The 13459-nt window shown below is 35.5% G+C and carries 9 protein-coding genes; 5 read left to right on the top strand and 4 right to left on the bottom strand.

All coding sequences use genetic code 11. The features are described 5' to 3' along the window. Positions 1 to 634: 634 nt before the first annotated feature. Positions 635 to 2572, top strand: a complete 1938-nt coding sequence (iolD, locus tag V6255_RS02755) for a 3D-(3,5/4)-trihydroxycyclohexane-1,2-dione acylhydrolase (decyclizing) (protein WP_341626770.1) — start codon at positions 635 to 637, stop codon at positions 2570 to 2572. A 441-nt stretch (positions 2573 to 3013) separates the two neighbouring features. Beyond that, the gene (gene malZ / locus V6255_RS02760) at positions 3014 to 4978 is read left to right on the top strand and encodes a maltodextrin glucosidase (RefSeq protein WP_341626771.1); all 1965 of its coding nucleotides are present in this window, start codon (positions 3014 to 3016) and stop codon (positions 4976 to 4978) included. A 126-nt stretch (positions 4979 to 5104) separates the two neighbouring features. Here malZ and V6255_RS02765 read toward each other — a convergent pair whose 3' ends face one another. Together V6255_RS02765 and V6255_RS02770 are read right to left on the bottom strand one after the other, a co-directional pair. Continuing rightward, the gene (locus V6255_RS02765; RefSeq protein ID WP_341626772.1) at positions 5105 to 5773 is read right to left on the bottom strand and encodes a hypothetical protein; all 669 of its coding nucleotides are present in this window, start codon (positions 5771 to 5773) and stop codon (positions 5105 to 5107) included. 447 nt (positions 5774 to 6220) lie between these two features. Then, positions 6221 to 6988, bottom strand: a complete 768-nt coding sequence (locus tag V6255_RS02770; RefSeq protein ID WP_341626773.1) for an FCD domain-containing protein — start codon at positions 6986 to 6988, stop codon at positions 6221 to 6223. Between the two features lie 1031 nt (positions 6989 to 8019). Between V6255_RS02770 and V6255_RS02775 the strand changes: the two genes are divergently transcribed. The 3 genes from V6255_RS02775 (at position 8020) to V6255_RS02785 (ending at position 11041) form a co-directional block, all read left to right on the top strand. Next, on the top strand, positions 8020 to 9024 hold the full coding sequence (locus V6255_RS02775; RefSeq protein ID WP_341626774.1) for a TRAP transporter substrate-binding protein: 1005 nt from the start codon (positions 8020 to 8022) through the stop codon (positions 9022 to 9024). Positions 9025 to 9239: 215 nt separating this feature from the next. Beyond that, complete coding sequence (locus tag V6255_RS02780) at positions 9240 to 9734, top strand: TRAP transporter small permease (RefSeq protein WP_341626775.1); 495 nt, start codon at positions 9240 to 9242, stop codon at positions 9732 to 9734. Further along, the gene (locus V6255_RS02785; RefSeq protein WP_341626776.1) at positions 9731 to 11041 is read left to right on the top strand and encodes a TRAP transporter large permease; all 1311 of its coding nucleotides are present in this window, start codon (positions 9731 to 9733) and stop codon (positions 11039 to 11041) included. Before V6255_RS02780 ends, V6255_RS02785 begins: the two co-directional genes overlap by 4 nt. Before the next feature lie 383 nt (positions 11042 to 11424). On the opposite strand, the gene V6255_RS02790 is transcribed toward V6255_RS02785, so the two are convergent. Further along, on the bottom strand, positions 11425 to 12078 hold the full coding sequence (locus tag V6255_RS02790) for a TetR/AcrR family transcriptional regulator (protein WP_341626777.1): 654 nt from the start codon (positions 12076 to 12078) through the stop codon (positions 11425 to 11427). 192 nt (positions 12079 to 12270) lie between these two features. Then, positions 12271 to 13341 (bottom strand): BMP family ABC transporter substrate-binding protein, encoded by a 1071-nt coding sequence (locus V6255_RS02795; RefSeq protein ID WP_025564095.1) that lies wholly within the window; start codon positions 13339 to 13341, stop codon positions 12271 to 12273. Between the last annotated feature and the right edge of the window lie 118 nt (positions 13342 to 13459).

Below are 13459 nucleotides of genomic sequence, written 5' to 3' on the forward strand. Positions count from 1 at the left end.
TCACGCCTTATTAGTGTTAATTTTTCCTGCGCAATCTCTGATCACTTATTTAATTTCATTGGTATAAGACCTGTTTAGCGCTGTTAGCTATCTCAACACTTTCAATAATTTTAACCTCATGTATTTTATAGACCATATTTAACGCCTGATTTTTATCTTTATATACCATGTCTTTTCTATCCATTTTTATTATCAATTTTCCTCTTTATACTTTGATCAACGATTATTTGATCATTTATCTATTTGGTATTTTATTTATCTGAACTCGTTTTTATTTTAAATATTAAATAAAGTGAAAAATATTTTCTATTTTAATTTTTTGTTACACCTGTTTCTATAATGTGCTTTATTTTTGTTAATGGTGTTCTATTCTATGATTAATAAGTGATTATGTTAATTATTGAATTTTAAGTATATTATTTATTTTTAATATTTATATATAAAACAATGGCTTGAATTTATTTGTTGTCGTGGTTGTTAATATAATATGATGGGTTTAACACTTTTATATCAAACCACTATTAATCTTTTCATTTCATTAATATCATGTATTATATTTTGAAATTTATTTTCTATTTTGCGTTTTTATATTTTAAATGGTTTGTGAAAACTATTAATACCCTGGAGCAAAGATATGAACACCTTTCGATTAACTACCGGACAAGCCTTAGTAAAATTTTTAAACCAACAGTATGTTGAGGTTGATGGTCAGCAAGAAAAATTTGTGCACGGTGTGTTTACTATTTTTGGCCATGGTAATGTACTTGGGTTAGGGCAAGCGCTTGAGCAAGATCCTGGCGATTTAATTGTGCACCAAGGTTGTAACGAGCAAGGTATGGCACAAATTGCTGTTGGTTTTGCGAAACAGCACAAAAGAAAGAAAATATACGCAGTGAGTGCATCAGTTGGACCTGGCTGTGCCAATATGATCACTGCAGCGGCAACGGCAACTGCTAATCGTATTCCTGTTTTATTATTACCTAGTGATGTTTATGCTTCACGCCAGCCAGATCCGGTTATCCAGCAAATTGAACAATTCCATGATTACTCTATTTCTACGAACGATGCATTCCGTCCAGTTTCTAAATATTTTGACCGAGTGATGCGTCCTGAGCAATTAATGACAGCAATGATTAATGCAATGCGTGTGTTAACTGATCCTGCTGATACAGGTGCGGTAACTATTTCTCTTCCTCAAGATGTGCAAGGTGAAGCCTACGATTTCCCTGAGCATTTCTTTCAAAAAAGAGTACATCGTATCGAGCGACGTCCCGCTTCTGAAGCTATGATAGCGGATGCAGTTGAAGCGATTAAAGGTAAGAAAAAGCCGTTATTAATTTGTGGTGGCGGTGTGCGTTATTCCGAAGCGCATGATGCATTTAAAGCTTTTGCTGAGAAGTTTAATATTCCATTTGGTGAAACCCAAGCAGGTAAAAGTGCAGTGCCTTTTGACCATTATTTAAATTGTGGTGGTATTGGTGCAACAGGGACTTATTCTGCGAATATTTTAGCTAAAGATGCAGATGTCATTATCGGTGTTGGTACACGTATGACAGACTTTACGACGGCTTCAAAGTCTCAATACCAAAATAAAGAGGTGACCTTTGTAAATATTAATGTTGCCAGCTTTGATGCTTATAAGCTCGACGGTATTCGCGTTATTGCTGATGCTCAAGCAGCACTTAATGCATTATCCGATGCGTTAGAAAAAGAAGGGTATTGTTCTGAATACAAAGATGAAATATCTACTGCTCGTAGCGCATGGGCTGATGAACTTGCACGTTTAGATAATGTAACTTATGAAGAAACTAAGTTTTCACCTGAAATTGAAGGACATTTAGACCATGCCATTCTTGATGAATACGCAGACGTTTTACAATCTAAATTACTACAAACACGTGTATTAGGTCTTTTAAATCAGGAATTATCTGATGATGCCATTGTGGTAGGGGCGGCTGGCTCATTGCCTGCTGATTTACAAAGAGTATGGCGCCCTAAGCAACAAGATACCTACCATATGGAGTTTGGTTATTCATGCATGGGATATGAAATTGCTGCAGCCATTGGCGCTAAGATCGCTTGTCCAGAGCAGCCAGTGTATGCCTTATTAGGCGATGGGTCTTATATGATGCTGCACTCAGAGTTACAAACGGCGATTCAAGAGGGGATTAAAATCAATATCGTATTATTAGATAATATGAGTTTTGGTTGTATTAATAACCTGCAAATGGATAACGGTATGGGTAGCTTTGGCACAGAAAACCGCTTTAGAGATGCTAAAACAGGTAAGTTAACCGGTAAATCTGTCCCTGTCGACTTTGCTAAAAATGCTGAAAGCTATGGTTGTGTAACCTATACAGTGCGTAACGAAGCAGAGTTAATTGCCGCAATTGCTGATGCTAAAAAACAAACAGTATCGACATTGATTGATGTAAAAGTACTGCCTAAAAGTATGACGCATGGTTATGAGTCTTGGTGGCGTTGTGGTATTGCCGCCGTTGCGGATAAACCAGAAATTAAGCAAGCAGCAGATAAGATGGGTGCAATGGTTAAAAAGATTCGTCAGTATTAATGCTATATTTTAGTTGATGTAATTGTTATTAATGATAGGTGGGCTTAACTCGTTTAAGTCCATTATGCTTTCTATGCTGTTTCCTTCGTTATATTTTTATTTACCCTTCTTCATCTATCTTTATTTATACCCGTTACCGTTCAAGGCATTTTGTTCAGTCGTTAGCTTGGATTTCAAATCAAGGCGCAACATGATGACAATGGCTAGTTTTTATCGAAAGTTGCAACGGAGAGTTGGTTTTCAGCTAACGATCAAGAGGCAGCTGTGAACTTTGAACTTTGTGAATGTGTGAATGATAGAGGTATAAATTGGGGCTATAACAATGCTCAATTAATCGCCTTAACCCTGTCATTATTTTCAACTTTAGTTGTTGGGCATCTTATAATCGATGGTTGTATTTACAAGCGCGTTTACGTGAGTATTTATAAAAGAGGCGTCATTATGTTGTCATCCAAATTGTTCTTATTTCATGGCCAAACCGATGATTGGCTAAAACAAGAAGGCAATGAGTTAATCATACGCTTTCTATGTAATGATCCGACAAAGATGATCCATTCCTGTTTTGTTCGTTGCGAGCCTAACAATGAGGATAGATTAATTCAGTGTGAAAAAATTAAGCTGTCTTTTTTATCTGATTTTGGCGTTATTTATCAAGCGCGTATCCCATTAAGTACGCATGTTGATAATACTTATTATGCGATAAAGTGTTTAACGGATAAAAATCAGATTTGGTTAAGTGCTGCTGGTACTGTTAATCGTGTTCCTGGGTTAGAAAGCCACTTCAAATACAATGCCCAACATCGTCCTCCTCAATGGGTTCAATCACAGGTTTTCTATCAAATTTTTCCAGATCGTTTTTGTCAGGGAAATCCTGATATTGCTGTCAAAACAGATGAGTACCTTTATCAAAATGGTGAACATCGAGTGATTGCTAAAAAATGGGGAGAGCCTGTTGCACAAGCTGGGCATCAGTCAACGGGAGCGAGTGAGTTTTATGGTGGTGATTTAAAGGGAATAGCTAACAAACTTGATTACTTACAACACCTTGGTATCAGCGTACTTTATCTTAATCCTATTTTCACTTCTCCAAGTAATCATAAATACGATACAACGGATTATCTTAATATTGATCCACACTTCGGTAGTAATACTGAGTTTGCACAATTAACTGACAACCTACATCAGCGTGGTATGAAAATAATACTCGATGCGGTGTTTAACCATACTTCCTATGAGCATCCTTGGTTTGGGCGTTATCAAGCAGATGAACATAGTGCTTATAAACATCCTGATTCCCCTTATCGAGATCATTATATTTTTACTCAACAAAGTAGCCATGAAGAAGAATGCGACGAAGAAGGATCTAATGTAGAAGAGCGTTATATTACTTGGAATGGTATAGACACATTACCTAAGCTTAATTTTCTTAATCACGATGTGCAGCATTATATTTATAAAGGCGAGTCTTCCGTTTTAAAGTATTGGTTAAAACCACCTTATCATATTGACGGTTGGCGCTTTGATGTTATCCACATGCTAGGGGAAGGCGTTGGTGCTTATAATAATACACACTATGTGAAATCCTTTAGGGCCTCTGCTAAAGCAGTTAACCCAGAAGCTTATATTGTTGGTGAACATTTTTACGAGGCGACTCAATGGCTGCAAGGAGAGCAAGAAGATGGTGCAATGAATTATTATGGATTTGCCCATCCTATTCGTGCCTTTTTTGCTGGGTTAGATATTGCTTACCATGCGATTGACATCAATGCTCAAGAGTTGGATATTTGGCTAGCTGAAAGCCGTGGTAAAATACCATGGTTGAATCAATTAGCACAACTTAATCAATTAGATAGCCACGATACAATGCGATTTCTAACTCAATTAGCAGGAGATCAACAGAGATTAAAAGCAGCAAGCATGTTGCTCTTTAGTTATCCTGGAGTGCCTTGTCTTTATTACGGCACTGAAGTGGCGTTACAAGGAGGACAAGATCCTGATAATCGACGTTGTTTCCCGTGGAATGAGTTAGATATAAACAGTGAGTTATTTATTTTTTATCAGCAATTAATCGTATTAAGAAAAAACCGTAAAGAGCTTCAAGTGGGGAGTTATCTGACATTGTACGCAGAAAATAAATGTTTTGTTTTCGCTCGACATTATCAAGGTGAATGTACTATTTATGCGGTGAACCTAAATAAAAATAGCGACCAAGATAAGAGCGAAAAGCTGAGTCAAAAAAATGAAGAGATAAAATTAGATGTTTTAAACTTAATAACCAAAGCACAACTATTTTCTGGTTTTGATAGTTTATATCAGCAATTACAATGCAAAGTTAATAATCAAAAGTTGATTTTGAACTTACCTTTTAACTACGCGTTATTACTTTCTAGCCAAAATAGTCATTAGGAAGCATGATTATTTTTTTTAATAAAAAAAGGCAACTACCTTAAGGTAGCTGCCCTATAATATTTACCCCGTTATTGATGTAATAGATAACTAGGTAATTAGTTATTTAATCGATAGAAAATAAAGCTACTTTTTTGCTAATTTAAATTCATCGATACGCACTTCCGTTTGCTTCGCAACGTCACCATCCATATCAATTTTAGATAGGTCTGCAATGTGTAGTTTTGCATAAACAGTCACTGACACATCTGCACCAGAGTTAAAGCTAACCGATGTTTGACGGAAGCTATCTCTTACTGCGCCTCTAGGTGCGTTATTAAGTTCAGAGGTATGTACTGTTTTAGTAGCTAATGATTGACCAGATGCGCTTGTTGCACCAAACACTAGTTCTGTTGGTGATTCGTCACCTTTTTTGTCGTTGTAATAGAGAGAGAATTCATAATCTGTATTAGGTTGTAAGCCGAATACTTCTTGGCTTAAACCAGGTTGAGCAGTAAAGTCATCAGACGCAGCCGTAAAGCGTAAACGAGATGATCCTTCTTCACCAAATGCTGTATCTTTAGAGCTTCCAGCATCACCTAGACCTTTATTTTTATTTGCATTTTTTTTCCAAACATCACTTTTACCACTATTACTTCTAAACTGAGTTAATTGTGGATCGATAATTAGATTGCTGCCGGTTGCGACTGAGACCACAGAGTTTGTTGTTGAAACAACTTTTGATGTTGTATCTGCAGTATTGGCACAACCTGCTAATAAACCTGTTATCACTAATCCTAAATAAATTTTCTTCATTATTTTAATCCCTTACGCATATCTCTATTAATGGAAAAGTCACTCTATAGTGATATTGTATTATTTTATGTGATTGATTAAACAATTTGAAAAGAGGGCATATAAATCCATCATGGGATTAGCATTTATGTGAGGTAGATTTTTTAAGTCGAATTTAAAATGAGATCTATGTCATTTAGACCTCAGCTGAACTTCAGTATCAATTAAACATTAACTTAGGTATTCACTCTTAATCTAAGTACCGAAATCCTATTTTCATCTCTAATTATAGTTATGTTTCTATCGAAGTCGTCAGGTAAAATAAGCTAGATAAAGTAAGTGGTCTCGAGTATTACATCGATGACCACTTATTTTTTTAGGTTTTTTTTGACCGTTTGGTTGAGCATTTTTGGTCAGTACTGCGTCATTAATTAAAATTAAATCTAAATTTAAACCTAGACCTAAACCTTAATAACTAATCACAGGGTTGGTACTGAACAGGTAACCATCAAAATCAGGGTGGTCGATATCAGATAAACTGAATAATGTTTGTTTCACATTTTCTAAATGTTGCCACATTGAATCTCGCGCACCCGCCGCATCTCTGCGTTGTAGGCTAGCTAAAATCTTTTCATGATCTTTCAACCACACTTTACGATAATCTTCATTGTTAATGTGTAAATGCAGTTGTCGCCACATCGGGCTATTATTTCTCTGTACCCACAGGTCGTGGACCATCCCACTCAACACGCTATTTTGTGTCGCATCGGCAATCGCCATGTGAAACATTTCATCGCCGTCATAATCTTTACTATTATTTTCTAAATTTAGGCGTTCCATTTCAAGTGCTTGACGGAGTTTATCTATATCATTTTTGGTTATTTGTGTGGCTGCAAACTCTGCGATGCGACTTTCAAGGAGCTGTCGTGCTTGCAGTGACTCAAAAGGTCCAACATCATTGTCTTCATTTTCAATATCATCAGCCTGGTCTCCTTGTGAGTTAATCTCGTCAGAGGGAATACGCGTCACATAAACACCAGAGCCTTTGCGTACATTTACAATTTCTTGAAGCTCCAACATAATCAAAGCCTCACGTACAACAGCTCTGCTGACATTCATTATATGTGCTATTTCACGTTCGGGAGGAAGCTTTTGACCGATCGAAAACTCTCCGCTAGAGATACGTTTTTTTAATGCGATACCAATTTCTTGGTAAAGGCGTTTTGGCGAATTCATCGTTTACAAAACCTTTTAAGTTTCTTGATAGTGAGCTTACTTAGCTTTTTGTACTTTTATATAAAGGCTAAGTACAGAGAATAGATATAAAAGCTAAGTGCATTTTTATAAGTTTGTAGTTTGTATAGATTTGAGTCTTTATCAGCCAATAATATTGGTTTAAGTAATATCAGTTCTTATTATTCTTTTTATTTAATACTTCAATGACCATTTAAAATGTAACTTATAGATATTAAAGGTTAAGTTTAACATTTGCTTAACTTGTAAATGTGCAAAATTTTATCAATTTAAATTTACCAAATAGTTATTAATATGGCTTCTTTATAAATCCTTGTTCATCTGTTCTATTTATATATCTTAATCATTCGTACTTAATGATGTTGCTATTGAATACGATGAGCTGTTTTGCTTGAGTATATTGTAAGTTTAATAAAGGTCATGATCTCAAACATACCATTATAAACCTGTTATCACCGACATATGATCTTCTTATTTTATAAGTTGATGGCCCTCTGTTATTGCATCGATAAAAAAGTTAAATAATTTAAATTTCTTATTGAGTAAATTATCTAGCATATTCAATTTTTTTGATAGTTTATAAAAATGAATTTGATCACAAAAATCCATTAATTGGTCTACCAATTACTTGTTTATGTTAGTTTCTTATTATTAAAATATAATTAAATATCTATTTATCAATTACTTGAGATTTTATCTTGTTTGGTGTCTCATAATTGGTCGAGAAAATACTCCGATCAATTAACTGTGATCCCTATCCTTTGGTCCTACCAAAATAAACTCTATACTCATTTTGTTTTGTAAAGTAGCTGTTTAATAAATGTTAATTTTACTTTAAAAAAACAGACTTAAATGTCGTTAAGTTTGTAGTAATTTATTATTGGAAAGTGTCATTATCCCGTAATAAGTATCAGTAATATTAAGCACTTACACATATTTATTATTTTGTGTATTTAACGTTTATTTTGTACTACTTAATACTTTCAATATGAAAAAATAAACAAGGAAAAGTTATGTTATTTGGTCAAAAATTTAAAAAAGTCATTAAGACTACGGTAGCTTGTGCAACGTTTGCTGCATTAGCTGTATCAACAACATCAGTAAACGCGGAAACACTTCGTGGCGCTAGTATGTTCGATGGTAATCATACTTTTACTAAAACAATGGTTAAATTTGGTGAGTTAGTTGAGCAGTATTACGATGGTGATGTTGAATTTGATTTACGTTTAAATGGTGAATTAGGCGTTGAAAAAGATTACGTTACTTTTTTAAACCAAGGCGTAGCGATTGATTATACGATATTGGCACCTTCTAACATGGCAAGATTTGCACCTTCAATTCCATTAATGGACATGCCTTTTCTATTTCGTGATTTAGACCATTGGAACACAGTGCTTTCAAGCGACACATTAGCACCACTTGAAAAAGAACTTTCTGACAAAGCTGATATTGTAATTGTTGGTTATGCAGGCGGTGGTACACGTAACCTTATTTCAAGTAAACGCATCAGTAATATGGATGAGCTAGCAGGACACAAAATGCGAGTAATGGGCGCACCTATCCAAGCGCAAATCTTTGCTGCTATCGGCGCAGCACCTTCTGCTATTTCTTACAATGAAGTGTACAACGCAATACAAACAGGTGTTGTTAGTGGTCTAGAAAATGAAGCCGCTAGTATCCAGAATCTGAAATTTTATGAAGTTGCACCAAACGTTACCTTAACAAGTCACACTATTACAGTACGTCCTATTGTATTCAGTGGTAAAAGCTTCCGTAAACTGCCTGAAAAACTTCAAGCTGCTATCAAAAAAGCAGGTAAAGAAGCGGGTGATTTTGGTCGTGAGTTAGAAACACGTGAAGACGGTATTAAATTGAAGCAAATGGCTGATGCTGGACAGATTCAAGTTGCAGAGTTTGCTGATCGTGAAAAATTATTAACGATTGTTAAACCTGTTCAAGATAAATTTGCTGCAAGTATTAATGCAACTGAATTACTTGAAGCGATTCGCAGTAAGTAACAGTTAAATTAACAACAGCAATATTAACAATAGTTACCTCGGTAACAATGATTTTATTAAAGTAGTTAAGACTCACTTTTTAATTAAATGGCATTGAACTACAGGCCGCCTAATTAAACTGTTAACACTTTAATAAGTAATAACTCTACGTGATCCAAATAGAGATCACGTAGTTATCTCCCCTTTATAAACGAATTTCTTCTTTGAGGTTACCCATGATTAAACGAGGCTTAGAGTTGCTTTGCACGGTACTAAAAGTAACTCTAACAATATTAGTGGGTGCATTAGTCATCCCAGTTGCAATGCAGGTTATTGCTAGATATACAGGTATCATACCTGTTTATCTTTGGACTGAAGAATTAGCGACCTTTATTTTTGTATGGGTAGTGATGATTGGTTCAGTGTTAGCCGTTTGGGATAACACACATTTTGATGTTCAAGTATTACCTGACAGTTCAAATCCATTAATTTTGTTAATTCAACGTTCAATTGTGTACTTATTAGTGGGCGGGTTTGGTGCCATGTTTACTTGGTATGGTATCGATTATGCAAAATTTGGCGGTATCCAACATTCAGTCATGATGAACGCAAACTTATTAATCACCCATATTACCGTGCCATTTGCAGGGCTATTATGGTGTGTTTTTTCTCTATTTAAATTTGCAGAAGCATTTCAAATATACAAATCAAGCAAAGGGATAACGCAATGATTCTTACTACTGGAGTAGCCTGTGCGTTACTCGTTGGCTGCTTTCTTTTATTAGTTATATTGCGTGTACCGATTGCATTTGCATTAGGGCTTGCAACACTTCCCGTCGTATTCTTAGATATTAGACTGACTCCTTTTATCATTATCGATAGAATGTTTCAGTCGTATAACTCATTTATTTTACTGGCTGTTCCTTTCTTTTTATTAGCCGCCAATTTAATGAATTCCGGGAAAATAACCGATAAATTAATTGATTTAGCGCGAGTACTAACAGGATGGATGCCTGGTGGTTTAGGCCATGTAAATGTCGCTGTTTCTATGTTATTTGCTGGTATTTCTGGTTCATCAACTGCTGATGCTGCCGGTTGTGGGAAAATCTTAATCCCTGCCATGATTAACGAAGGTTATGATAGACGTTTTGCCATTGCCATTACCGCCTGTTCGTCAGTAATGGGTGTAATAATACCGCCTAGTATATTGATGATTGTGTGGGGTGGAGTCATGCAAGTTTCTGTTGGCGCGTTGTTTTTAGCGGGCGCTATACCGGGGCTGTTAATTGGTTTCTCATTAATGGCGACTGTTTACGGTTACGCAAAAGTTTATAACTACCCAATCACTGTAAAACCTACTTTTAAAATGGCTTTTAAAGCATTTAAAGGGGCTGCATTGGCGATGCTAACACCTGTCTTTGTGATTTACGGTATTGTGGCTGGCATAGTAACACCAACTGAAAGTGCCATTATTGCAGCAGGTTATTCTCTATTCTTAGGCATGGTTGTTTATAAAACAGTTAAGCCGCGTGATGTTGGACCTATCCTTTACGATACAGGTCGATTTGCTTCAATTTCATTGTTTGCGATAGGGACTGCATCAGTATTTGGATGGTTGCTTGCTTATTATAACGTGCCACGTTTAATCATTGATTTTATGGTCAGTATGGAGTTCGGACAATTAGGTACATTGCTTGTTATTGCCTTTTTATTCCTGTTCTTTGGTCTATTTATTGATGCGATACCAACCATTATTATTTTAGGAACAGTGCTTTTACCGGTAGCAACACAGGCTGATATTTCACCTATTATTTTTGCAATTATTGGTATCATTTCACTCGCATTCGGATTGGTAACACCCCCCTACGGTTTATGCTTATTAATTTCAGCATCGATTGGAGGAATGAATGTTATTCAAGTATTAAGAGAAGTGTGCATTATTCTGCTACCAATGTTGCTTATTTTATTCTTAATTATTATGTTTCCAGAGATAGCACTATGGCTTCCTAAGCAATTGATGCCAACGGCAGTAAGCTAAAGATAAGTTAAAAGTAAGCTCAAAAGAGGCTAAAGATATATTGAAGATAGACAAAAGATAAGTTAGATAAAGTTTAATATAAAGCACCTTACTGTTTTAGTAATTCATATCAGAGACCTAACAGTAAGGTTGCTTTTACTTCTTTTCAATCGCTGCTACACATTAGTAACGTTCTATATCTTAGTAATAAACCATCTTTGAAATCGTTATTGGTGTGATTAAAAATTTCAATACAAAACTATTAATACAAACCATCAACACAAACTTTCAATACAAAACTATTAATACAAACCATTAATATAAGCTTTCAATACAAAACTATTAATACAAACCCATCGATACAAACGCTTAATAAAAGCGATCACTGTAAACTATTATTTCAGTTAAAGAGGTTTGATACCGCAGCCTTTTAAAGTGACTTGTGTGAGTAGTTTAATCCCTTTTTCAAAGTCATCTTCATCTAAGTGTTCTTTACCCATCAAAATACTGATTTGTAATCCATGATCGGCATAGGCTTGTGTTGTAGACCAAAGCATAAACAGTAAATGCTCTGAATTAATAGGGTCCATCCATTCTTTCTCAACCCAAGCATCAAATACCTGGCAAGTTTGATCAAATTGATCTTTTAATTCTGCTTGTAGTGAATCTCGTAGATAATGTGCACCATGTAAAACTTCTGCTGCAAATATGCGTGACGCGTTTGGGTGCTCTTTTGATTGGCGTATTTTATTAGAAATGTATTTAGGCAAGGCTTCATTAGGATGAGAATCTGCACTCATTTCATTCATGTGGCTCATCCATAACTTTAATAGCTGGTTGATCACAGCCTTATAAAGGCCTTCTTTGGTTTTAAAGTAATAAAGAATATTCGCTTTTGGTAAGCCCACAGCTTCAGCAATAGCAGCAACCGTCGTGCCTCTATAACCTCGTTCAGCAAAAACTTGTTCTGCTGATGTTAAAATTTGATATAAGTTATCTTTACGTATATCAGCTAATGAACCACGTGATTTAGGTTTTTTTTTTATTACTTTTTTCATAAATTAATAATGCTCTACAGGATAAGTTACAGGGCTAATAAAGTGATAAAAAGTAGGGGACTTAGCATGAAATAAAGTCCCCTAATAATCAGTTATTTTAACGGTTATTCATTTATAACACGTTGATGTAGCTCAGGTCGTATTGACACTGAGTTCAAATAAACGATTAAAATATCATTAGATGTATTCTAATTATTTCAACTTACCATCAACACCTTCTACGTAGTAGTCCATGCGTAATAAGTCGCCATCTTTCATTACTTCACCTGCAGGCAATATTACTTTGCCAGACTGATCTTTAATTGGACCAGTAAATGGGTGGAATGTACCGTCAACAATTTGGTTTGATAGTGCCGTTACTTTAGCGACAACATCTTTTGGTACAGCTTCGTTGAAAGGTGCTAATTGAGTCATACCAGAAGCAATCCCTTTCCACACGTCTTCAGATTTCCAAGTACCATCTAAAACAGATTGAACACGTTGCTCGTAAAAACCATTCCAGTTATGTACAGCTGCTGTTAATTGAGCTTTTGGTCCGTATTCGCTCATGTCTGAGTGGTAAGCAATCGCATAAACACCTGCATCTTCAGCGGCTTGTACTGCTGCTGGCGAATCAGTATGGAATGTAATTACATCAGATTTTTGATCGATTAAGCTATTGGCTGCTTCACGTTCTTTTGCTGGATCAAACCAAGTATTTACCCAAACAACTTTCACTTTAATATCAGGGTTAACCGATTGAGCTCCTAGCGTGAATGCATTGATTCCACGTACTACCTCTGGAATTGGAAATGCACCGATGTAACCAATGACATTGGTTTTAGACATATAACCAGCCACCACACCTGTTAGGTATCTTGCTTCATAAATACGGTCAAAATAAGTCCCTACATTTTTAGCGCGTTTATAGCCTGTTGCATGTTCAAATTTCACATCAGGAAAACGTTTTGCTACTTTCAATGTTGGGTTCATATAACCAAATGAAGTCGTAAATATTAGTTTATGTCCACTTTGGGCTAATTGAGTGATCACTCGTTCAGCATCAGGTCCTTCTGCTACATTTTCGATAAAAGTTGTTTTAATTTTATCACCAAATACTTTTTCTAAGTTAAGTCTTGCTTGATCATGCGTGTAAGTCCAACCAGCTTCACCTGTTGAACTAACGTAAACAAAACCTATCTTTAATGGTTCTTCTGCTGCATTGCTTAATGCAGAAAAACCTAAAGTAAGTGTTAAACACAACATCTTGAAAATATTTTTCATCTTCCTTTCTCCAATATTTTGACTTTTTGTTTTGTATTAAAAGTTGTTTAGGGACTGTTTATCTCTGATATTGTTCGTTGTTTAATATAGTTCTTATATTCAACAACACAGAATGTAT

Source organism: Psychromonas arctica (assembly GCF_038155225.1).
Lineage (GTDB): Bacteria > Pseudomonadota > Gammaproteobacteria > Enterobacterales > Psychromonadaceae > Psychromonas > Psychromonas arctica_B.